This window comes from Mesorhizobium sp. M7D.F.Ca.US.005.01.1.1 (assembly GCF_003952545.1).
Taxonomy (GTDB): Bacteria; Pseudomonadota; Alphaproteobacteria; order Rhizobiales; family Rhizobiaceae; genus Mesorhizobium; species Mesorhizobium loti.
In genome coordinates this window covers 230,608-253,388 of sequence record NZ_CP034453.1, presented here as the reverse complement: position 1 = coordinate 253,388, position 22,781 = coordinate 230,608, and the positions used below count along the sequence as shown (strand labels likewise).

The 22,781-nt window shown below is 59.3% G+C and carries 12 protein-coding genes and 7 pseudogenes; 8 read left to right on the top strand and 11 right to left on the bottom strand.

What is annotated here, in order from left to right:
• Window positions 1–26: 26 nt before the first annotated feature.
• Window positions 27–487: pseudogene (locus EJ076_RS01220) on the top strand (OB-fold nucleic acid binding domain-containing protein); the annotation flags it as partial.
• A 512-nt stretch (window positions 488–999) separates the two neighbouring features.
• Here EJ076_RS01220 and EJ076_RS35045 read toward each other — a convergent pair.
• A pseudogene (locus EJ076_RS35045) lies at window positions 1,000–1,496 on the bottom strand (aldehyde dehydrogenase family protein); the annotation flags it as partial.
• A 611-nt stretch (window positions 1,497–2,107) separates the two neighbouring features.
• Between EJ076_RS35045 and EJ076_RS01205 the strand changes: the two are divergent.
• Window positions 2,108–2,446 (top strand): helix-turn-helix transcriptional regulator, encoded by a 339-nt coding sequence (locus tag EJ076_RS01205; protein ID WP_063169282.1) that lies wholly within the window; start codon window positions 2,108–2,110, stop codon window positions 2,444–2,446.
• Entirely contained in the window at window positions 2,436–3,752 is a 1,317-nt protein-coding gene (locus tag EJ076_RS01200) for a HipA domain-containing protein (protein WP_063169281.1), read from the top strand. The genes EJ076_RS01205 and EJ076_RS01200 overlap by 11 nt, the downstream gene beginning before the upstream one ends.
• A gap of 569 nt (window positions 3,753–4,321) precedes the next feature.
• On the opposite strand, the gene EJ076_RS01195 is transcribed toward EJ076_RS01200, so the two are convergent.
• The gene (locus EJ076_RS01195; RefSeq protein ID WP_126066776.1) at window positions 4,322–4,681 is read right to left on the bottom strand and encodes a hypothetical protein; all 360 of its coding nucleotides are present in this window, start codon (window positions 4,679–4,681) and stop codon (window positions 4,322–4,324) included.
• A 516-nt stretch (window positions 4,682–5,197) separates the two neighbouring features.
• Here EJ076_RS01195 and EJ076_RS35565 point away from each other — a divergent pair.
• The 3 genes and pseudogenes from EJ076_RS35565 to EJ076_RS01180 form a co-directional block, all read left to right on the top strand.
• Window positions 5,198–5,731, top strand: a pseudogene (locus tag EJ076_RS35565) (IS21 family transposase); the annotation flags it as partial.
• Between the two features lie 10 nt (window positions 5,732–5,741).
• Window positions 5,742–6,055: pseudogene (locus EJ076_RS01185) on the top strand (ATP-binding protein); the annotation flags it as partial.
• A gap of 192 nt (window positions 6,056–6,247) precedes the next feature.
• The gene (locus tag EJ076_RS01180; RefSeq protein ID WP_063169279.1) at window positions 6,248–6,877 is read left to right on the top strand and encodes a hypothetical protein; all 630 of its coding nucleotides are present in this window, start codon (window positions 6,248–6,250) and stop codon (window positions 6,875–6,877) included.
• On the opposite strand, the gene EJ076_RS35945 is transcribed toward EJ076_RS01180, so the two are convergent.
• Window positions 6,843–6,971, bottom strand: a complete 129-nt coding sequence (locus EJ076_RS35945) for a hypothetical protein (protein WP_135907184.1) — start codon at window positions 6,969–6,971, stop codon at window positions 6,843–6,845. The genes EJ076_RS01180 and EJ076_RS35945 overlap by 35 nt on opposite strands.
• Before the next feature lie 880 nt (window positions 6,972–7,851).
• The gene (locus EJ076_RS01170) at window positions 7,852–8,307 is read right to left on the bottom strand and encodes a transposase (protein ID WP_256748481.1); all 456 of its coding nucleotides are present in this window, start codon (window positions 8,305–8,307) and stop codon (window positions 7,852–7,854) included.
• A gap of 793 nt (window positions 8,308–9,100) precedes the next feature.
• On the opposite strand from EJ076_RS01170, the gene EJ076_RS01165 reads away from it, so the two are divergent.
• Window positions 9,101–9,616, top strand: a complete 516-nt coding sequence (locus EJ076_RS01165) for a DUF2285 domain-containing protein (RefSeq protein WP_224570032.1) — start codon at window positions 9,101–9,103, stop codon at window positions 9,614–9,616.
• A 784-nt stretch (window positions 9,617–10,400) separates the two neighbouring features.
• Here the strand turns inward: EJ076_RS01165 and EJ076_RS01160 are convergent.
• The 7 genes and pseudogenes from EJ076_RS01160 to EJ076_RS01130 all read right to left on the bottom strand — a co-directional run bounded on the left by EJ076_RS01160 (window position 10,401) and on the right by EJ076_RS01130 (window position 20,561).
• On the bottom strand, window positions 10,401–11,876 hold the full coding sequence (locus EJ076_RS01160) for an NAD-dependent succinate-semialdehyde dehydrogenase (RefSeq protein ID WP_095769043.1): 1,476 nt from the start codon (window positions 11,874–11,876) through the stop codon (window positions 10,401–10,403).
• 415 nt (window positions 11,877–12,291) lie between these two features.
• Window positions 12,292–13,017 (bottom strand): annotated as a pseudogene (locus tag EJ076_RS36085) (pitrilysin family protein); the annotation flags it as partial.
• 549 nt (window positions 13,018–13,566) lie between these two features.
• Window positions 13,567–14,871, bottom strand: a pseudogene (locus EJ076_RS01150) (pitrilysin family protein); the annotation flags it as partial.
• 1,950 nt (window positions 14,872–16,821) lie between these two features.
• Window positions 16,822–18,150 (bottom strand): HAMP domain-containing sensor histidine kinase, encoded by a 1,329-nt coding sequence (locus tag EJ076_RS01145; RefSeq protein ID WP_063169275.1) that lies wholly within the window; start codon window positions 18,148–18,150, stop codon window positions 16,822–16,824.
• Window positions 18,147–18,806, bottom strand: coding sequence for a response regulator transcription factor (locus tag EJ076_RS01140; protein ID WP_024505389.1), 660 nt, complete (start codon window positions 18,804–18,806; stop codon window positions 18,147–18,149). Before EJ076_RS01140 ends, EJ076_RS01145 begins: the two co-directional genes overlap by 4 nt.
• 619 nt (window positions 18,807–19,425) lie before the next feature.
• Window positions 19,426–19,858, bottom strand: a pseudogene (locus tag EJ076_RS01135) (helix-turn-helix domain-containing protein); the annotation flags it as partial.
• A gap of 244 nt (window positions 19,859–20,102) precedes the next feature.
• Window positions 20,103–20,561 carry a response regulator transcription factor gene (locus EJ076_RS01130; RefSeq protein ID WP_224570033.1) on the bottom strand — a complete coding sequence of 153 codons (459 nt, stop codon included), beginning with the start codon at window positions 20,559–20,561 and terminating at the stop codon, window positions 20,103–20,105.
• 751 nt (window positions 20,562–21,312) lie between these two features.
• Between EJ076_RS01130 and EJ076_RS01125 the strand changes: the two genes are divergently transcribed.
• On the top strand, window positions 21,313–22,434 hold the full coding sequence (locus tag EJ076_RS01125; protein ID WP_063169274.1) for a DUF418 domain-containing protein: 1,122 nt from the start codon (window positions 21,313–21,315) through the stop codon (window positions 22,432–22,434).
• Window positions 22,435–22,781 lie beyond the last annotated feature (347 nt).

The following is a 22,781-nucleotide window of genomic DNA, read 5'->3' as shown; positions in this document are numbered from 1 at the left end:
TTGCCAAAATCGGCGTGCCGCCTAACCGGCGCCGCACCGTGACCTGTCAGGATGCTATGCAGGCGCGAGGCAGAAGCTGGCTCGAGGCCGCCGGCCTGGTGCTGGTCCGGCAGCGGCCGGGCTCGGCCAAAGGCTTCATGTTCCTCTGGAGGATGAGACGGGTGCGGCAAACGTCGTCGTCTGGGTCAAGATCTCTCGAGAAATTCCGGCGCGTGCTTCTTGCTTCGGCCATGCTCGGCGTCCGCGGACGCATCCGACGGAAGAGGAGGTGGTGCACCTCGTCGCCCACGAGCTGACCGATCTGTCGGCCGGGCTGGCCAGCGTGGGAAACCGCAAGACGCCGTTTCCGTTGCCGCACGGCCGAGGGACGAGGCTCATCACGGCGGATCGGGCATCGATCCGCGCGGCATGCCGAAGGGGCGCGACATCGTCGATGCAGTATGACCATATCGACCCTATCAAGTTCAAGACGCGTAACTTCCGGTAGCGCTTCCGGAGGCCACTTCAGCAGCATGTTGTGCACACTTTTGTCGGACCCTGTTAACTGCCGATTGGCAGCAGGTCACCCCGTGCCGGATCCCAAATGTCGTCGCTCTCAAGCGCAACGACTGCCCGCACCCTTTTTAAGTCAGCGAGCACCTCCACCGCCGGACGCCGCCCCGTTTCCTGAGCCGCGGCGTAACGGGTGTATTTGTGACTGTCCGGCTCAAACCACTTCAACGATTCCAAAGTAGCCATGGCATCGCCCTTGCGGCTGCGCGTGATGCGAATGATCGTGATCCCATCCTAAGCGCTCGCGTCGAATGGAGACACGCTGCCAACGCTTCATCTGCTCTACCCCATCTTTGTTCCAAGGCGGTCGGATCATCTCAATGAGCCCTGCCTCGGGGTGGCCAAAGCATGCATATTTATCGTTCGGCCCCGCATCGAATTATCATCTGCGATGTGGGACTCGATCTTGGGTTGGCGACGGCTTCGCTCCGGGAGTAGACGTCGGACCACTGATAAGTGCCGGACCTTCTCCACAATTTCTCGGCGGACTCATCGTGAACGCTCGATTGGACGTAAATGCGGTTCGCGGAAACGCAGGTCTGGCCGGCATTGCGGAACTTCGCCTGGACCGCACCGTCAACAGCACCGTCAATGTCGGCATCATCGAAGATGATGAAAGGTGCATTGCCGCCGGTTTCAAGGCTGACCTTCTTGATCTGGTCAGAGCACTGACGCATCAGCAGCCGTCCGACCTCGTTCGAACCGGTAAAGCTGATCTTTGGAATTGGTGCAGAGTTCACGGCCCACGCGATCACCTTCGGACGCATAGATCAGGTTGACCACGCCATCGGGAAAGCCGGCCTGATGGCGAGAGCAAACATTGCACCTAGCCACGCCACGATAAGATCGAGCGCGGCTTCGTTGCGTGCGGGTCTGTGGTCAGTGGAGGGCGGAGGAAAAGCGCTCGGCGTGCTCGCCCTCGCGATACCACTGGTTCGCGCCGGCAAGCGCCAGTTTCTGAGGCAAATCGCCGAACAGCTGGTAGAGCCTTACTCTCAGGGCTTGGCATCTATGTCGCCTACGACCGCCACATGCAGCCCGTCGCGTGCGAAAGCGGCTTTGTGGAAGGCGCTTAGATCGGAGGGCGTTACGCTAGTCAGCCTCCCTTGGGCGGTCTCGAATACGGATGCGTGCGTAGATTCCGCGCCGCCAGGCCAGCTCGGCGATCGCATGAGGTTCGCGCTCATTGGCAATGATTTCGGAGAGAAGCTGGGCGCGTATGCGGTCGAAAAGTGCTGGTGTAGCCGGATGCGGGTCCCGCCGCCGAGAATGTCGGCCAGCAGTCGAGCGCCGCGGCCCCGCACCAGGGACCGCCCATGAATGACTCATGCGAGGCGTCTCAAGGCTGTCCGCGATCCAGCGCCAGATCTCCGCCTCGCCCGAGACGCGCAGAGCTGGCCGGTTGTGCAGGAGCCGTCGGCAATATCCGCCTTCCTCGTTCGGATGGGTAACGCTTGCGATACGGAGTCTTGACTTTGGCAGTCGCTCTGTGACATTACCTATATAAAGTTCGAAAGAAGGCGATATGGATCATGCATAGGTCACAGAGACCCGAATGAAGGCAACGTATAAACGCACCTATTCGCGCTACGCGATGGAAGCGCTTGGCCTTTTCGGTAAGACCATCCGGCTTGGCCGGATGCAGCACCGGTTAACCGCACAGGAGTTAGCCGAGAGAATCGGTGTTTCACGCAGCACCCTGCAGCGCATCGAGAAGGGCGATCCCAAAGTCGAAATCGGACTGATGTTCGAAGCTGCTGCCATTGTCGGTGTGAAGCTGTTCGATGCCGACGGCAATGGCATCACAGCCCTCACAGGCCGCATGGACGATCGCATCGCGCTGCTGCCGAAGCACGTCTACAAGGCCGGCAAGCAGATCGTCGATGAGTTCTAAGGTCCCCAAGTACGACGAAGCCTATGTCTGGGTCTGGCTGCCGGGCGAGACCGCGCCGGTTGTCGCCGGGCGGCTATATGCCCATGACGGACTCGTCAGCTTCAACTATGGCAGGAGCTTTCGTGAACTGGGAAGCGCGATCCCGCTTTATCTCCCGGAACTGCCCCTGAAGGCAGGCGAATTGCCTTTGCTTCCTGGCCTAACCATGCCGGGATGCATCCGCGATGCTGCCCCTGATGCCTGGGGACGACGGGTTATCCTAAACCGCAAATTCGGTGTGAAGGGCGATGAAATCGCGCGGCTCGATATTTCAGAACTGACGTTCTTGCTGGAATCAGGCTCGGACCGCATCGGCGCGCTCGATTTTCAGTTTTCGCCAATGCATTACGAGCCGCGCGCACTGGCCAATGCCACTCTCGAAGAGCTTGTCCAATCGGCGGAGCGGGTAGAGAAAGGTATTCCGCTCACCCCCGAATTAGATCAGGCGCTGCATCACGGCAGCTCGATCGGCGGCGCAAGGCCAAAGGCGCTGATCGAGGGTGACGCCGTCAAGCATGTCGCGAAATTTTCCTCGTCTGCCGACCTTTACAGCGTCGTCAAAGGAGAATTCATAGCCATGCGGCTTGCCGCCTTGTGCGGCATCAGAGCGGCATCCGTCTCGCTCGTTCGCGCCGCAGGCAACGACGTGTTGCTCGTCGAGCGATTCGACCGGATCAAGGTCACGGGCGGCTGGCAACGCAAATCCATGGTCTCAGCGCTGACGATGCTCGCGCTCGATGAGATGATGGCGCGTTACGCCAGCTACCAGGATTTGGCGGAGATCATTCGCCACCGATTCACCGCGCCGTCGGAAACTCTGCGCGAGTTGTTCAGCCGCATTGTCTTCAACATACTTTGCGGCAACACCGACGATCATGCCCGCAACCATGCGGCATTCTGGGACGGCGCTAAGCTCACCCTCACGCCTGCGTACGATATTTGTCCGCAGGCCCGCAGTGGCCAGGAGGCCAGCCAGGCCATGCTCATCAGCGGCAATAACCGCATGAGCCGGATAGCGTCCTGCCTTGAAGCGGCGCATCACTTCCTGCTCAGCGCGCCGGAAGCTCTTGCGATTGTTGAAGGCCAGCTCCGATGCATTGCGGAGAATTGGCCGCGTGTCAGCGAGGAAGCTACGCTATCCGGCACAGATCGCAATCTGTTCTGGGGCCGACAGTTCCTCAATCCCTACGCTTTTACGGCGCTGGAAGGAAGCGCCGACGTTCTCCGCGCTCTGGCTGACGAACTACGCAACAGTGTTCACGCCTGATCCGGCGCTGGATTTCGGACAAGCTCGGCAAGCGCAAGACGCCCACAATATCGACAACCCTTGCCGTGCCAGGACGAAGATTGAACAAACGGCTCTTCAACAGTGACAACGTGCACTGCGGAGAGATGTGGAGCTGACACCGCAAAAGCCCAAGACGCGCGACTTCCCGCGATACAACTCCACATAACTGAGCGTCTACAAGCGGTGCAGCCAGCCAAACATCCAGCCATCAAAGCGATGATCGTCTGATCTTTTGCCGATGACATCACGTCGGGGAAGCCTTGTTCGAGCGCTTGCCGCTTCATATCGATACCGGCCTGGGCGTAGCGCATCGTTAGTTCAGCCCGAGTGGCCTGGCCATCGACTGATGGTGGCGATGTCAACACCCGCCTTGACGAGGTGGATGGCCGTCGTGTCCCGCAAAGGGCGATGATGGATGCTTTTTTCCGCCATGGTGGTTCCTTCGCCCGCAGCCATGTGTGCGCAGCAAGTATGGAACACCGAACCGGGTGAGCAGTGTGGGGCGGTCGTTGCTTTGCTCGGCGGGACAGGGCGATACCAGACGAAGGTCACAATCGAAGATTCAGGATCCCTGAACTCGTGCATCCGTATTGAACATCAGCGAAAACAGAGCGTAATCCCGCTGTCCAGAAGGCGTGCGGCGGACGATACGCGCCAGGACGCTCTTGATTTCCGGGCTCATCGAGATATTCGACAGGTGCCACCCACGCGCCCTCTTGAAGGGAAGTGTCACCACCAGTTGCAGCGTATCCTAATATTCGGGGTGCTCCGAAATCAGGAACCGCGCAAAGGCATGCATCGCCGCCAGCCTTGCATTGCGGGTCGCAACTGCCACGCTCGACCTCAAGTGATGTGAGAAAGCTGCCCATCCTGTCGGTATTGATGTCGGAGACCGCTTCTTCTTTCAAGAATATCTTCCCGCTCTCCCGCGGCATGAGCCCGTGGCATGCTTCGGCCCAATGCTGTGGATTGATGTTTCTTCATGCCACAACCTCGCTGACGAGACCGCCGAAAGCCCCTTCAAAGCGGTCGGTGGCGATCTCTCGCAGCTTTGGAAGGTAGTGCATTGATTTTTCGTGGAATGGGGACCCTGTTTAAAGGGTGATTTTCGTCCAAACGGGACCCCTTAACGATGGGGTCATCAAGATGCCTCCGGCTTGATCGGAGGCATTTGTGTTTTGGATGTTGGTTTTAGAGACGATTGCAAAGATACGTCGGCTGTCGCTGGTCCAGGGGAAGTCGATCAAAGCGATCTGCCGTGAGCTGAAGATCTCGCGCAAGGTGGTGCGCAAGGTCCTGCGTTCTGAGGAGACGCAGTTCCGCTACGAGCGCAAGCACCAGCCCTATCCCCGCATGGGAGCTCGGCGTGAGACGCGGGACCGGCTGCTGTCGGCGAATGCGGCCAAGCCGCAGCGGGAGCGGCTGCCGGTCGCTTCGACGGCTTCCATTGCATTCCCCCGTCGGTGTCGAAGACCTGCACGGTGCGCTTCGACAACAACAAATACTCGGTGCTGTCGAGTGCCGTCGGTCGGCCCATCGAGATCCATGCTTATGTCGATCGGATCGCATCCGCCAGAGGATGGCGTGGTCGTGGGAGAACACGTTCGCTCCTTTGGCCGCAACGAGGTCGCCTACGATCCCTGGCACACGGCGCGCGCCGTTCCTTGGCTGGGTCGTGCGGTCGGCAATGGAGAAGGTGCGGCGCAGCTCAAGGCGGTTGATGACGTCGACCGGCAGATGGTGTTGATCCTCACCTGGGTGCTGACCGACGGATTGAGCGCGGTCGAGGCCGCCTGTCAGGAAGCCATCGAGCACGGTGCATCGTCGGCGCCGGTGATCCTCAACATCCTGGCCCGCAGCCGCGATCCGGCGCCGGGCACGATCCTTTCCATTCCCCAAGCGCTGAAGCTAGCTCACGAGCGGTCGCCGACTGCACCCGCTATGACAGTCTCAGGAGGACAAACAGCCATGGAACGCACCGAGGTACTGGAACTGATGGGAGCGCTGAAGCTCTACGGAATGCGCAGAGCCTATGACGAGATCATGGGCGCGTCGCCATCAAGCGACGGCACGAGCCGCCCAGGATTGTCGGTGATCTCTTGCAGGCCGAGATATCGGAGAAGCAGGCCCGCTCCATCAAATACCAGTTCGCTGTCGCCAAGTTGCCGCTGGCCAAGGACATCGACGACTTCGACTTCGCCGACACGCCGGTCACCCCCTGATGCGCGATCTCGCCCGGCCGCGCCTTCGTCGCCGATCAGCGCAACATCGTCCTGGTCGGCCGCCTTCACGGGTCACCCAACTCGCGCGGAAGGTCGACCGCATTGCGACGGGCGCGTGTCGACTTCCCAACAATGTCAGACAGGAGACGCAACGCTATCGGAGCGATCGCATTGCCCGAAACGATTTTCCCAGTTGGCACGACAATTGCGGTCCTATGCGCAAAAGCAAACTAGACCTGAGAGCCGCACCGCATGAATGTAGCCTCCCAATATCTGCCGCTTGTGGCGCATCACGAAGCCGGGCACGCGGTGGCCGCCATCGTTTTGCACCGTCAGACGTTCGACGACGACCGTGAACTCCCTGCTTTCTCAAGTGTTAGTATTTACCCCGACGTCGGTGACGGAGAGTGCGGTGGTGTTGTCGAAGGCGCGGGTTTTTATTCAGCGCAAGGATTCACCTCGAAGCGAAAGCCGATTTTCGAGGACGATATGGATCGATGTTTGGAACGCGATGATGCGATCCGGGAGATAGTTGCGTGTCTGGCAGGTCCTTTTGCAGAATCCGCATTCGAAGGCTATCTGGACCCGCGCGATATGGCGATGAATGCGTCCGATGGGAATGAGGGGAGCAGCGACTACGCGGATGCCAAGCGAATCTATGGTGAGTTGCGGTTCCTGATGCCGCGCCGCCCCGATTGGGGGCGGATCGAAGATTGCACGGCCCGGCTAGTACTCGATCACTGGTCGGCCATCGAAGCATTGGCCGCGCATTTGCTGGTCAAGCATGCTCTCCAATTCGATGAGGCTCTGACGATTGTTGCGCCGCATCTTCCGCCCATGCCAGCAGCTACGCCGCCAGAGCGTCATCCGCAGCCTGCTTGATCAGCCATTCGATGTGATTTGACCACATCTGCAACACCTCGCGCTTCTCCTTGACGTTGCTATAGAGATTGTAGATTTCGCCAATGTCTGTCAAGGACGCCGCCTTGTGATTCAGTATGTGCTCGATGACGTGTGGCAATACCTGCCGCCTGCCGAGATTTGTCGCGAGCGTCCTGCGCAGATCGTGAAGGGTCCAGTTCTCCAAAGCCACCCCGTCAGTATTGACCTTGCCGTCTAGAGCCTTCTTGCCCTTCGCGTAGCCTGAGAAGTGGCTTCTTTCGTTGCCCCTCGCAGGGAAAAAAACGTGTCATTGGTCTTCGGTACCGTCTGGGGGACCGACACCGCCAGTGTGGACAGCGGAATAAGCGTAGGCTCTTCGTTCTTCGTGCGGTCACCCGATAGTTCCATGTTCCGGCTTCAAGGTTGAGGACCAACGCATCGCGGCAACTTCCGTACGCCTCTGTCCGGTCAGAATGAGCAGCTTGACGATGGAGCCGAACGAATAGCCGATATCGCCCGGTTCGGGCTCACAGCCCGTTCATATAGCCGCCAGTTCGGCATCGTTCACCACTCGCTTGCGCTTGACGATCGGGGCCGGATCCGGATTTTCCAATCCCTCGCGGGGAAACCGCGGATGAGCCGTTGCGGCGGTTTGCGACACCAGTTGAAAAATGCCCGCATACACCAGAAGGCCGTGTTAGCCGCTTGCGGGTGACCCCCGGCGACGATCTTCTTGGTGATGTTAGCAATGTCGGTGTCGATCACATGGTGGATAGAGCGACTCCCGAGGGCAGGCACAAGATACCGGTTCAGGCTGGCCTCGACCAGTGCGGTGTTTTGAGGGTCGTTACTCGGCGGCCTGGAGGTGACCGCCATCGCCGTCCTCGGTATCGTCAGCGCTGATATGCGCCTGATCGGCAAGGAAGGCTGGCAGTTCCGATGGAGCTATGCTGGAATTTGGGTGACGAGGCTGATCAAGCGGCGCTCTGCGGCTTCGTTTCGATGACCTGGATTCCGTCCAGGAACCTGGCACCTGCGATGAGTTTCGGCAACTGATTTTGTCCTTTCAATCGTCGCCACTTCCTGGCCGCGGCCAACAGCTTGAAGACCATCAGCTGGGCGGTTTTCGAGGATAGCGAGCCCTTGGTACGCACCGTGCGATAGCGAACGGTTGCAAAGACGCTTTCGATGGGATTGGACGTTCGCAGATGATCCCAGTGTTGGGCGGGGAAATCGTAGAGCGCCAGCGACGCAATATGATCTTTCGTCAGGCAGTCGACCGCCTTGGCATACGCCTCGGCCTCCATCTCGATCGCATGCGCAAGCAATTTGCGCGCGCCGCTGCGAAGTACATCCGTCAGGGTATCATCGATTTCGTCGGGCTGACGAAGGCGAACAATGTGTTGATAGTCTCGTTCATGGCGTATCACTCTCCTTGAGAGGTACTGGCAGGCTTCATCACCCGCCTCGATACGCCGCTCTCCTCAAGCCGCCATCATCCAGTTTCCGCCATGGCTCCCCCTGATTGATCCGCTTCACCTGTGCAACTGCACAGGCTGCCCTAGCGGGGAGATTGGCCTCCAATGGCGAAAGCTTGCCGCAGGAGACCCTCCGATGACCGTGCCTATGGCGCCGCCGCTACGACAACTTGCCGACAAGCAGCGTGCGATCCACTGCCGCGCTACTGCGCCTTCAAGGGACGTCTGGATCGCGACGCAGGAGCCGATGACCGTTACGGGATCAATTCCAGGTCGCGCTGGCCGTCGCTGTGCCAGTTCGACGGTCTGGTGGCAATTTGGGCACATCTTCTGTCGCCGACAGTGGCGATGGCTGACGCTTCAACGAAACGGGGTCTTCGACGTCTGCTGCCTTCGCCGATGCTTTGCGAAGTGGCATAATGTTTCGACGCACGCAGGCGCGGGCAGGGGATGTCAGTCATGAATCTCCTGACTGGCGCGGATCAGGCCGATTGGCGGGATGAAAGATCATACGACTACACCGCTGGCCTGACGCTGCGGGAGTGGGCTTGGGAGTTCTTACGCCGCAATCCAGCGTTCCAGCGCGATCTGACCGCTGCGCGCCAGCATTGCAAGACTTGGTCTCTCCAATCCTTTCTCGATATGGTCGCGTCGGCCGGCGACCTGTCACGCTGGGGTGTTCTGTTTCGCGGAGTCTTGTGGCCGCGCTTCGGTCGTATTCTGGTGTCCGCTCTGGTGCGTCCATGTGCTGCCGGTCATTGCGGAACGGTTGCCTGCCTCGTCGCCGACACCGCCGTTCGAACTCTCGGCATTGCCCTGTCGTGCAATCGTCCTGCTGGCGCCCGACAAGAGCCAGCATGTTCTTCTTCGCAATGCGGACCACGCGCTGCAGCTCGCCGTCTCGGGCGCGAATATCCTCCACCCTGTTTGCCTGCATACGCAAGCCATCTGGCCCGCGGTGCTTTTAAAGCATCGACTGAGGGGACTGGAGTGCCTCAATGCTCTCAGTCTAGGGCAACAGTTGCCCCCCCGCTTGTTTGCGCCGGAAAAGCGCGGCGTTCGTTTGTCCTTCGTTCTTCGTGCGCTCGACGGTTCGCTCGCCGGAGCACCTCATCGCGAGCTCGCCGAAGTTCTCATCGGTCAACGGCGCGTCCATGCCGACTGGGCGGATCCTCGCGATCATCTGCGCGACCGCATCCGTCGGGCCGTCTCGCGTGGCCGCGCGCTCATGAATGGTGGCTACAGAGATTTCCTAATTTGAAAAGCGACAGTCCGCGCTGTGCGTCGGTGGATGAACGTTCGCTCGCAGCTGTACCCGTCACCAACAGTTCGCCCGCCGACAGGACTGCATGGCGCCTTGCAAGTGCGCTCTGGTCTAGCTTGTCGATGCCGAAATGAGATGGGCGAGGGTGCCAAGGCGGTGGTTCATTAGGGCCGGCCTCGACCTGGACGCACATCATTGGTCGGAAAGCGGCGTGCACCGCAATGTCGCCATAGCAGCCAAGATCCTTTGAGGCCGGACCTGCAGTCCTGTTGGACCGGCGGGTGCAACAATATGGAGGGATCTGAGGCCTCACACCGTTCCCTGGTCGACAGCTCGGTCAACATAGCACCCACCGCTTGATTATGGAAATGGTGTGCCTGGAGTGCAGCGAGTAGCGGCTTGCTGCGCACTGTCCTAAGAATAGCAGTCATGACCCGTCTGGGGTTCTGCAACACGACGATTCAACCGCTTGGGCATTGTCGCATATCCCACAATGTAGAATGCGCAACAGGGCAAAAGCTGATCCATCGGCGGTTTATCAATGCTTTTTGGCTTGGCACGGCACATGCAACGCAATCGGCAAAAGGCGCACGAACTGAGTGGCCCATCGGCCCTAGGAGCGCTGACTTATGCCCTCCCAAGGCATGTCCGGCCCGACAGCGAGCTCAGTCTCCTGCCGGGCATCCGTGTTTCAGGTCAACGGCGTTTGGAACTTCCAATTAGGTGGCGGCATTGACCGCAGGCCGCCCCCCGGTGGGGCGGAGAGACAGTGCAGCAGGTTTCAAATCCCGCCCATGCAAAGATATTTCATTTCCAGATAGTCCTCGAGGCCATGACGGGAACCCTCCCGCCCGATGCCGGATTGTTTGATCCCGCCAAACGGTGCCGCCTCCGAGGACATGCGTCCCGTGTTGATGCCAACCATGCCATATTCCAGAGCCTCTGCCACACGCCAGACCCGCTTCAGGTTTGAGGCATAGAAGTATGCGGCGAGGCCGTATATCGTGTCATTGGCCTCGCGCACGACCTGATCCGCATCGTTGAAGCGAATGATCGGCGCGAGCGGCCCGAATGTCTCCTCTTGCGCGACTGCCATGACGCTGGAAATCTCGGTGAGGACCGTGGGTTCGAAAAACGTGCCATTCTTGCCGATACGCTGGCCCCCGCATCGTATTGTGCCGCCTTTCGCAATGGCATCTGCGACGTGAGACTCGATCTTGGCCAGAGCATGCTTGTCGATGAGCGGTCCGATGTCCACTCCGGCATCGAATCCGTCGCCAACCGACAAGTGCCGGATTCTTTCCACGAATTTCTTGACGAACTCATCGTGAACGCTCGATTGGACGTAAATGCGGTTCGCGGAAACGCAGGTCTGGCCGGCATTGCGGAACTTCGCCTGGACCGCACCGTCAACAGCACCGTCAATGTCGGCATCATCGAAGATGATGAAAGGTGCATTGCCGCCGAGTTCAAGGCTGACCTTCTTGATCTGGTCAGAGCACTGACGCATCAGCAGCCGTCCGACCTCGGTCGAACCGGTGAAGCTGATCTTTCGAATCTTGGAATTGGTGCAGAGTTCACGGCCCACGCGATCACCTTCGGACGCATAGATCAGGTTGACCACGCCATCGGGAAAGCCGGCCTGATGGGCGAGGGCGAACATTGCGCCAGCCACGAGCGGCGTCTGTTCAGCGGGCTTGAGCACGATTGTGCAGCCCGCAGCCAAGGCCGGCGAGATTTTGCGCGCCACCATGGAGGCCGGGAAATTCCATGGCGTGATCGTGCCAACAACGCCGATGGGCTGCTTGATCACTAGCATTCGGCGGTCTGTCGAGGGTGCCGAGATCGTCTCGCCATAGACGCGATTGGCCTCCTCGGCATACCATTGCAGATACGCCGCCGCATGCGATACCTCTGAAATGGCTTCGGCAAGCGGCTTGCCCATTTCCGCAGTCAGAATCGCGGCGAGATCGCCTGCATGGTCGATGATCAGCTGATGCCATCGCCAAAGAACGTCGCTACGTTCTCGGGCCGTCAACGCGGCCCATCCCGACTGCGCAACATAGGCCTTGTCTACCGCAGCACGTGTCTCCTCCACGCCCATATCGGGAAGCTCTGCCAAAACTTCGCCGGTCGACGGATTGACGACCTCGAACGTCTTATTGCCAACTGGTCTGCCGAGTGCCGGCAGGCGGTCGATGGCTCCAAACAGGTGCGGGGATTTCAGACGGCGGATCATCGGCAGGCACAGGGGCAATACCGGATTCCTCCTCAACGCAGCGAACATCCAGGTCGACAGGCCGTCAGTGTGTATTCTGCACCAGTGGGTTCGTCGTAGGGCCTCGGCAAAGCAGCTGGTAGACCACGCTAGCCCGATGAAAAGACAGCAGTTTCGTTAGTTTGAGTGCCCGCGGTTCATCAATTGATGGATTAAGCAGTCGGATGTTTGCTTCATCCACCATGCCTGCTGGTGGCATGCGACTGAATTCTGCAAAAAGGCGGCATACATGCTGAGGAGCGCCATTTCGGCGAGAGGCCGCCGGACCGCCAATGCCGCGCAAGGTCGGCGAAAACGACTCCGCGCGTCTGCATGATCTGCTTGGCCCACGGGCCTCCACATTCGCTCTTCCCACGAGAAGCCCCGATGAAGAAGGAAGGTGAGATGAGTTTCTTTACTCATCCTTGCCGCCCAGCGGCGGGCCGACCACCAAAATGGCGGGCTCGGCCGAAAGCAGCTTTTTGGCCGCCGCCTTGACCTGTTTGAGCGTCACCCGACCGATGCTGCGGGCGCGACGCTGGTTGTAGTCGACGTCGGCCTTGTGAATCTGCAAATCCAGGAGCCGGTCTGCAATCGAGCGGGTCGAGCCCAGTTGGTCGATGGCATAGGCGCCGATCAGGTGCTTCTTCGACGCCTTGAGCTCGGCCCCGGTCGGTCCTTGCTGCGCCATCTGCTTTACCACATCTCGCACGATGCTCAGTGTTTGGGCAGCGCAGTCCGAGCGTGTCTCTGTCGTAACCAGAAGCGAGTCAAGGGTTAGTTCAGAGCTGACGTGATAGGCAAGGCCGCGTTTTTGACGTACCTCCTCGTAAAGGCGGGAAGTCAAGTATGAGCCGCCAAGGATGTCGTTCAGCAGCACGGCCGCGTAGAAATCCGGCGCGCTAGGCTTCACGCCAGGCCAGGCCAACGTCAGCGAAGTCTGCGGCAGGTCGTAGTTCTCCTCCACCAGTTGACCGAGTTTCGGCGCGACATCGTAGACGGGGACGAGGGTTTGTTGCTCAGGCAAATCACCAAACAGCTGGTCAAGCCTTTCCCTCAACGTGTTCGCGTCAATGTCACCCACCACGGCAATATGGAGCCCGTCGCGAGCGAAAATGGCCTGGTGGAAGGCGCGGAGGTCGGACGGCGTGATGCCGGGCAGGCTCTCTTTTGTGCCTTCTCCCAGCCTTGAACAAGGATGCGCGCCATAGATCGCGCGCAGCCATTTGCGCTGAGCGATGGCGTTAGGGTCTCGCTCGCTGCCGACGATGCGGGAGACAATCTCGGCGCGGACGCGATCGATCGGCCCCTGCTCGAAGCGCGGCGCGTTCAGCGCGAGCCGAAGCAGGCCGAACGCCGCGTCCTGCTTTTTGGAAAGCATGCACATCGATCCGTAGATGTCGTCGCTTTGCGCGTCCAAACTCATTTCGGCGCCGGCATGGTCGAGCTTCACCTGGAAGGCACCGCTGTCGTAATGGCCAGCGCCTTCGATGAACAGGCCGGCCATCAGTTTGGCCATCCCCTCCTTCCCGACCGGGTCCTGCTTGGTGCCGCCCTTGAAGGCAAAGCCGATGTTGACGATTTCCACTGTGTGGTCCTCCACCAGCCAGGCGATGATGCCCTTTTCGGACTTCACCTCCTGGATGTTCATCGCAGCATGGGGCCGAGCGCCGAGCGTCATCTCTTGATTCTCCGTCTTGGGCAAGAGATAGCCCGTGGTCGAACGGTCGAACGCGAGATAGCGGGCGGCAACTGCTTTGATTTGCTCGGGGGTAACCTTGCGGATGCGATTCGGCCGTTCCTCGACATCCTTCACGGTACCGCCGGTGGCCAGCGTCGAGCCGTAGATGCTGGCGAGCCAGTCCAGGTTGTCTTCCGCAAAGATCATATTGAGCAAATAGTGGTCCTTGGCCTTGCCTAGTTCCTCGTTGCTGACACCATCCTCGGCAATGCGGGCAACTTCGGCAGCGGCCGCCGCTTCGAGATCAGCCAGCTTGGCATCGCCGCGCGGTGCGCCATAGATGGCGAACTTGGTGTCGTCGAGCATAGTGCCCTGGAAATAGACGCGGGCGCTGGAAGCGATACCTTGCTGGACAGCGAGCGCCTGGTAGAGCCGGCCGCGGTTACCGCCGCCGAGAATTTCGGCCAGCAGGTCGAGCGCTTCGGCCTCGCCCGGCTTGGCGGTGTGGTAGGACGGCACCACCCACTGCGTCGAAAAACTGGGCACGCTGACGCGGGCGTCTGAGAGCGTGACGGTGCGCCTGGTGTTCTGCTCGGGCTCAACCGGCCGGATGCGCGGCGGCAGGTCAGGTCCGCGCGCCACCTTGCCATAGGTCTTTTCGGCCAGCGCCCGCACCGTGTCCGGTTCGACATCGCCGGCCACGATCAGCACGGAGTTGTTGGGCCAGTAGTACTTTTCATAGAAGACGGTGGCGTCGACGCGGTTCAGCTGCTCGATCTCCTGCATCCAGCCGATGATCGGGATGCGATAGGGGTGGTTCTGCCACAGCGTCGCGTCGATCTCCTCATGGAGAACGTCCTGCGGGTTGGTGTCGGTGCTTGAGCGGCGCTCCTCGATGACCACATCGCGCTCGGTCTTGACGACATCGTCGGTCAGGATGAGGTTTCGCATTCGGTCGGCCTCGAAGCTCATCATCAGCTCGAGCGCCGACGGCGCCACTGTCTGATAGAAGGCGGTGTAGTCGGAGGAGGTGAAGGCGTTGTTGGAGCCGCCGATCTCGAACACTGCGCGGTCGAATTCGCCGCCCGCATGGTTGGTCGTCGCCTTGAACATCAGATGCTCGAAGAAATGGGCGATGCCGGATTTGCCCGGCGGCTCGTCGGCGCTGCCGATCTTGTACCACACCATGTGGGTGACGATCGGCGCCCGGTGGTTGGGAATGACGACCACCTCCATGCCGTTGTCGAGCACGAAATCCCTCGCCTTGCCGTCCTCCCATGCGACGGGGATCGGAGCCGGCCCCGCGCCGACCAACTCGGACGCAACGGACGTCCTGCGAAGCCCATGAGTGCGGGGCTTGCTTGGTAGTTCTGGTAGGGAGAGTGGGGTTATGGGCTGCGTTCCTGGCAAAGTGATCTGTTCCTCATTTTGAAGGATCTATGTCTCCCGAACGCCTATTGGGAGAAAGTGGATCGGCACGCGACGCCGAGCCACATGAGCCGTCAGCGTGTTGCTGGGCCTGACGCGAGCCTCATCTTTGGATGCGTCCGGGAAACTTTCGGCATGGTGAGGCCATGGGAAGTCTGCTCGTTATCCATTGGGTGTTTGCGGATACCTGAGCATGCCCCGTGCCAAGTAAGAAAGCCCCGATTCGCAAGGTTTGATCCAACCTTGATACTTGCGATATCCGACATTGTCGGGCATCCGACAGAAAGCGCCTTTCGCCGGCGCGCCGGCTATGACGCTCGCCTCCTCCGGCGTGACGACGATCCTTTGGCGGGCGCCGCGCACACCGATCTGCCCGCCTATCAGCACCGCGACATCGAAGGACAGCGCGATCGTGACTGGATGGGTCTTACGCAAACATGCAGCAGTGCCACCGCGATCAGGACTTCATCCGCCCCACAAAGACCCGAGCGCGAGGGACGACGTGTAAGGCAACATGTCATCCTCGATAATGATGCCGCGCATAAAGAGGTAAGGTCCCTCGTCGTACCGGCGAGCCCCTTCGCTGGGTCTCGCGAGGGTCTGGTTTGCGAACGTCGACCGACAGCATCACGGCATGGGCGGCCCCATCGGTAGGCAAGCATTGACCGTGCCATCAGCGTTGAGGCAGCGCAGAGCCCAATTTCCCGGTGCCAGCCGGTACGTTGGAGCTTCAACTGTGGCCAGCCAAGCGGGCCGAGGCCGTGAAACTCCTGATACCCTGGACCGTCCGGATTGCAACGCACGACGCCTTGGTCTCGCGCCAACGTCCATTGACGCTCAGCGAAGCATCATGCGGACGAGCTGGGAAAGCTTGGCCGGGCCGGCGCCTTCCCAGGCGCATGGGACGCGCGACGACCCATGTGGACCTTGGATTTCACTACGCACTTACGCTGCTTTGGCCTTGTCAGCAGCCTGAGCATAAAGCGTGCTCAGCTTTCAGGGCGAGCCTCTTTCATGTTGATAGCATCTGTCGTCATTCAGGATCGCCCCATTTTCGCATGCCGCTTGCAGCTTTCAGACTGTTGTCAGCCAGGGCCGCCATAAAGGGTCTCGTTTAACGCATTCGGGAGGCTTCATCACTCGACCACATTAATTTCGGGCCGTTCGCCGGCGCTCCGAATGGCACTTAACACCAGATCCTCTCCAAACCCGTGATGATCCAAGAGGAAAACGAAAAATCCCTAAATCATAAAAAAGCACCGATACGGTCGGCTCCAGGCTGATGAAATTGCGGTCTCACTGGCCACGCACGATACTTGCGATGGCGATGGCCATTGCAAAGGCCGGTCAAGCACCCAAGACGCTGACAAGCACGCCTCCGACCAAAGCTCGATCGTTGGCAGCCTTTCTAGCCGTATACTTGGGGCATTTTGGGACGGCGATCCGGACGCCGATTAAAACCTGCCGGTCGTCTAAATGGAATGGTTGGTCCGGGTCCTTACTGGACCTGCGCCAACCCGATCGGGCCGGCGCACAGGGGCACCCAGACAATTGGACACGTCGCCTTTGCGCGGCGGCTTGCACTTTCTCGGATGGCCTTTTTTCTCCCCGGGCGAAATCGAGCGAGCGGTGAGGCGGAGCCTTCGATTTTGCCGATCATGTCGTGTCGCTTCGATCGAACTGCTCAGACGATGATAGCGGCATTGATTGCCGCGGCCGAAATGCGTTGTGTGAAGTACGATTTCTACGCCGTATACATACTGCCGTACAGTTCGCCCTGTCAGCAGCCTTGCCAGCAATCCGCCCTGTGTCCAACTGTCGTCGAATTCACCGGTGTCATTGAGGAATTCGTATGATCGCCTCGAAACCATCATTGCGACCGCGGGCGGGCGACGCAAGCTCTAGACTGCCACCGATCCGCTGGATAACCATGTTAGCGATATGTAGACCAAGGCCTGAGCCCGCAGCAGGAGTAGCACCACGACTAAATCGCTTTGTAAGCCCTTCGAGGTCGGGGAGGGGCACCACCGGTCCGGCGTTTGCAATAGCGATGGTTCCATCAGTTTGGACGGAAACTGTTGTCGGAACAGTGGGCAGTCCATGTATCAGCGCATTCTCGATCAGGTTACGAAGGAGGATCCCAAACGCATCGACATCCACTTTGCGCATCAAAGTGGGGCAGCCGTCGACGTTAAGATGCAGGCGTCCGGCATATTGCGGCTTTTTCCTCAGGTCATCGATTTCCAGCCGAACCGATCGGACAAGATCGATCGCGTGATCCGCCATGCCAACCCCCGATTCGGCTTGAGCGAGCTGAAGCACTTTTTCGACAAGGCGGCCAAGGCTCGACAGCGCTTGCTCGATGCCGCGCGCACGCATTTTGGCCGACCCATTGGGAAGCTCGGCCACTAATCTCTGCATCTGAGCGATTGAACCTGCGATCGGCGTGCGCAGTTCATGCGCACTGTTTGCGGCGAACTCGCGTTCGGCCTCGAGAGCCGCCCGCAGACGATCGAGAAGCCGATTGACGGATGCCGCGATTGGAGCCAACTCTGCCGGGAAATCGCCCAAGTCCATTGGTGACAGATTGCCGCCGTCGCGCGATCCGATCTGCTGTCGCAGTACCTCGATTGGCCGCAGCGAGCGCCGGATCACGATCCACCAAACAGCTAAGCTAAAGGGCAGGAGCACGAGTGTCGGAAGGAAGACAAAAAGTGCGCCCTTCGCGATTGTGGTACGGCGGCCATCAAGCGGTTCGGCCAACTGATGATACACGCCGTCTTGGATCTCCTCTGTGTAGACGCGGTAATCAGCGTTTCGCCAAAAGCCGTTACTCAGGGGAGCATCAGGGAAGGGCTGCTGACCCTCTTCCGGTTCAGAAATAAGCACTACCCCGTACTTATTAATAACCTGCTCACGATAGGTCCAGTACTTTTCATAAGTTGGCAAGTGGTTATTGTATTGATCAACGTGTTTTCCATTCAAGACCTTGATCAGCTCTGGTTCTCTGTACTCTGCGCTCCCCTGGAGCAAGTCATCCGAACTTTCGTTTACATTATTGCAAAAAATGAACGCAGCAATGGTTGGGGCGGCGATCCAAACCAGGAGCGTTGCCCCGCCTAACCACGATATCAGCTTTCTCGTCATGCTGTTCGAGTTCGTCATGTGACCACGAGCCTGTATCCGGAGCCACGCACGGTTGCTATTCTATCCCCGCCGATCTTCTTGCGGAGCCGGCTGACATAAACCTCCACTGTGTTGCTCTCGAACTCCGAATTGAATGAATAAAGCGCGTGCTCGATCCTCCCCTTTGAAACGACCGAACCGGGCCGGCGTAGAAGGCAGTCGAGCACCGCCCATTCGCGTCCAGACAGGTGGACCTCCTGCCCGTCGCGGAAGAGGCGTCGCTCGGCTGCCTGTATGGAAAGCGTCCCAACCGAAAATTGCGGCTCCGGAAAATGCCCTTGGCGACGTGCCACTGCACGGATGCGTGCCGAGAGTTCCCCCAGATCGAACGGCTTGACCAAATAGTCGTCGGCGCCAGCGTTGAGCCCCTCGATGCGATGCGAAATCCGATCGCGGGCTGTCAGAATGATGACCGGCGTTGTATCAAGCCCCTTGATCAGCTCCCGCAGATAGTCGATGCCATTGCCGTCCGGCAGGTGAACGTCGAGCAAAATAACGTCGTAGCCGGCCACAGCTGCATGACCGCGCGCTCCGGACAGGCCCTCGGCCCAGTCGACCGCGTGGCCACCAGCCACCAAATGATCGTGCACAGCACTTCTAAGGTCGTCGTCGTCTTCAATGAGCAGTATTCGCATCAGGCTGCCGAGCTCCGGTATGAGGGCAAGGCTCCTGCCTTATTGATCGAAGCTGACAGTAGGCTGAACCGGCGCCAGCGAATATCTGGGGGCTTTCAGGCTGCTGTCAGCTACAATTGCAAGAAAGGGGTCGTTAACAAAGCCAAACGAAGAGGCCTTATGAAACCCCTCCTGATCTCGGCACTTTTGCTCAATGTGACCACCGGCGGCTGTACACTGGTTGGCGGGCAATTCGACGTGGCGGTCAACGAATGGCAGCCGCGCCACGCGTCAATGTCCAGGCTTGAAACTGACAGGTGTCTTAAATACGAGGGCACCGTAGCGGGTGCCTCCAGTTATCGAACAGTGCCTAGCAGGTCAGAAGTGCACTTTGACCATAGGGGTCGTCCGTATTTTCGGCGCTCGCGAACAGAGTCGACGGTCAATCGATGCGCCACTGCCAGAGTCTGGAACGGTCAAGTGTTTGTTATCCCCCGTCCGGGCCATATTCTCTGCCGAGGACCAAGAAGGCCCTATTTTCGGTGCCCACGAACAGAGCCAACGGTCAATCGATGCGCCACTGCCAGGGTCTGGAACGGTCAAGTGTTTGTGATCCCCTGTCCCGGCCGTGTTCTCTGCCGAACTCGCCCTTGTAGTCGGCACACCAAAGATCGTTAGGGCGACAGCCGTTTGAAAGTGGTGTCCCCGTCGCCCTGTTGCGCCTGCGCTTGCGGCGCTCGACCATGCCGTGGCGGTCGAGCACGGCATGCACGGCCGAGATCGCGGGCCGGTGCACATCCGGATACAGCCGGGCCAGCCGCTCGCGTATCTTCGGCGCACCCCATGTCGGCTTGTCTTGCTTGAGGCGCACAATCAGCTTCTCGATTTGAAACGGAAGCTGATTGGCGTGGCGATAGGGCCGCCGCGATCGGTCCGTCAGCCCTCCAGGCCGCTGTCGTTGTAGCGCGTGAGGATCTTGTAGCCGGTCTTGCGCGAGATATCGAACTCCCGGCAAAGCACCGCCATCTTCTCGCGTCCAGCAGCCGGGCGACGAACTTCAGCCGCTCTTCCATGACGTTACACTCCTTCCAAGGCACCTTGCTCTCCTTGCAAAGGGCCGAAAGTGTAACCCATCTATCCGGAATGAACTGTCACCCATCTCTCGGGAAGGAAAGTCATGGCCAAGGCAACTGGAAGCCGAATTTTCTTTTAGAGTATGAATCAGCGCCGTCTGCCGAAAAGCGCGTCCACGATCTTCCCTTTTGAAACGACCGTGCAGGGCTGGGGCAGACGGTAGTCGAGCACCGCCCATCCGCGTCAAGTCAGGTAGACCTCCTGCCCGTCGCGGAAGAGGCGTCGCTCGGCTGCCTGTATGGAAAGCGTCCCAACCGAAAATTGCGGCTCCGGAAAATGCCCATGGCGACGTGCCACTGCATGGATACGCGCTGAGAGTTCCCCCAGATCGAACGGCTTGACCAAATAGTCGTCGGCTCCAGCGTTGAAGCCCTCGATGCGATGCGAAATCCGATCGCAGGCTGTCAGAATGATGACCGGTGCCGATTCAAGTTCCTTGATCAGCTCCCGCAGATAGTCGATCCCATTGCCGTCCGGCAGGTGAACGTCGAGCAAAATAAGGTCGTAGCCGACCACAGCTGCATAATCGCGCGCTTCGGACAGGTTCTTGGCCCAGTCGACCGCGTGGCCACCAGCCACCAAATGATCGTGCATAGCACTTCCAAGGTCCTTATCGTCTTCAGTGAGCAGTATTCGCATCATGCTGCCGAGCTCCGGTATGAGGGCAAGGCTCCCATCTTATTGGTCGAAGCTGACAATAGGCTGAACCGGCGGCAGCGAATTATTTGGGGAGCTTTCAGGCTGCTGTCAGCTACAACTTGCAAGAAAGGGGTCGTTAACAAAGCCAAACGAAGAGCCCCTATGAAACCCGTCCTGAACTCGGCACTTTTGCTCAATGTGACCCCCGGCGGCTGCATCAGCAAATTGATTTGGGAAACAGGCGCGCCGGTTCTAATGACCGACGCAGGCCGAGGTCTGGAGCTGGACCAGCGAACGGCGTCTTCGGTTTTTCAGGCAACAGCCACATGGAAGAATATGATTGGCTCGACCATGCGCCGAGCTTTGTCGAACGGATTGGTCGCGGGCGCACTACCACAGATTATGGCAGGTTTACGCCCTGGCCTTGACACCCGGGGTGATCGTCACCGGCGGAGCCGCGGCGTACTGATCGGATATCTAACGTCGCTGAGTCTCTCGTCGGTGCAGTGGATCTCTCGGCTTAGCCATCATGCAAAAAACGACGGTTCCGCGACACCACTTTTCAGGTCCGTGACACAGGCTTTGTGAGCCGATCTGTTGTTCTTACCCCAGGCTAATGGCTGAACAGCTCTGTCGCCGGCTCGATGCGCCAGATGGCGCGATGTTTTGAACCCTTTCACGAGGCGACGGCAGCAGCCGACCGGCTCTCCTATCGCGGCTCCCGCGATCCACACACCCAACAAGGGAATCTACCATGGTAATGAAGGCACCGGTTGCCGACGCTAGGAATGGGTCGGTAGTAGATCGGCTGGTCGGCATCGACCTCGCTCGGGGCCTGGCTGTCTTCGGGATGTATGCCGCCCATCTCGGTCCCGACCCCGGCGAAGGAGGACTAGTCGGGTTTCTGATGGAACTAACCCATGGGCGGCCGTCGGCCCTGTTTGCCGTATTGGCCGGTTTTTCAATCCTCCTGATTACAGGTCGCAAGGCGCCGAAGTCGGGGATAGCCGGTAGACAGGCCATCGCCAGAGTCGCAATTCGTGCCCTTGTTTTGCTCGCGCTTGGCTCAATCCTGGGCTGCCTCGGTACCCAGGTCGAAGTCATCCTAGAATACTACGGAATTTGCTTCTTGTTGGTATTGCCGCTCCATCGGCTCAGCGCATATCAGCTGGGCTTGATCGCTGCCGCTACGGCATTAGTTCTCCCGCAAGTCCGTTCCTCCCTTCTGTCGGTTGCCCCCAACCTCCTCGACCCGGTCTTCAACCTCATGGTCAACGGCTACTATCCCGCGGTGACCTGGGTTCCTTTCCTCATCGCTGGCATGGCCATCGCGCGCCTTAATCTTAATACGCTAGCAGCGCATTGGCGCCTTGGTCTGGCGGGGGTCGCGCTGGCCGTGTTGGGCCATGGGGGATCCTTGCTCGCGCTGAGTTCCCGCGCTTTGACTGAAACCTCCTTGTGGTGGTCTGACGTTGACGGCGCTTTTGAGCCTTCCAAGTCGTCATTTATAGTCAAGTCGTCATGGATAGCCGCACCTCATAGCGAAACGACGCTTTCGATCGTGGGCAGCACCGGTTGCGCAATGATCATCTTGGCGGCTTGCATGCTCGCTGTGGATGCGCTCCCGCGTCTGCGAAAGCTGGTCTGGCCAATAATCGCAGTCGGCTCGATGTCTTTGACGGCCTATGTGCTGCACATTGCGGGAATAGCCTATCTTATGAAGATAAACATTTTCAAAGACGAGAGCCTGTCCACGCTCTTTGGCTTCGTTGTGGTTATCAGCACTTTTGCGGTGCTTTGGCTGCGCATCTTCCAGCGAGGACCGATGGAAGTGCTGATGGGTAGGGTCGCAGATCTCGCGCGTCACATCCGCTGAGCACCGCCGCGCCCCGGCCTCCCGATCACATTACGGACAAGGTGGGGCTTTGTCCAAAGCTTGTTCGCGGCAGGGGAGGGTACTTCCTCCCAGCCTGCCGCCTTGTTGATGGAAGCTAAAACGGTCGCGCAGGCGCTAGAGTTGCATCGGCATAATCAGCTTAAACTCGCGAAGTTAAACCCGCGGTTGGTCTATCTCGGCCCGCCTCACCTGAAAGGCTAAGGTATCCGTTTCGGTCAAGGGTTTTAGGGGCCATTTTCGCTGCGCCTTGAGGAGAGCGTTTGCTAGGATGAGGAGCTTTCGCAACAAGATGATGACCTTTGCGGGTTTGCCTGCCGCCTTTAGCG

Bases quoted from the DNA above. Each gene is read 5' to 3' on its own strand.
- EJ076_RS01205 (WP_063169282.1), top strand. From the start codon at position 2,108: ATGAAGGCAACGTATAAACGCACCTATTCGCGCTACGCGATGGAAGCG.
- EJ076_RS01200 (WP_063169281.1), top strand. From the start codon at position 2,436: ATGAGTTCTAAGGTCCCCAAGTACGACGAAGCCTATGTCTGGGTCTGG.
- EJ076_RS01180 (WP_063169279.1), top strand. From the start codon at position 6,248: ATGAATGTAGCCTCCCAATATCTGCCGCTTGTGGCGCATCACGAAGCC.
- EJ076_RS01145 (WP_063169275.1), bottom strand. From the start codon at position 18,150: ATGACGAACTCGAACAGCATGACGAGAAAGCTGATATCGTGGTTAGGC.
- EJ076_RS01140 (WP_024505389.1), bottom strand. From the start codon at position 18,806: ATGCGAATACTGCTCATTGAAGACGACGACGACCTTAGAAGTGCTGTG.
- EJ076_RS01130 (WP_224570033.1), bottom strand. From the start codon at position 20,561: ATGATGCGAATACTGCTCACTGAAGACGATAAGGACCTTGGAAGTGCT.
- EJ076_RS01125 (WP_063169274.1), top strand. From the start codon at position 21,313: ATGGTAATGAAGGCACCGGTTGCCGACGCTAGGAATGGGTCGGTAGTA.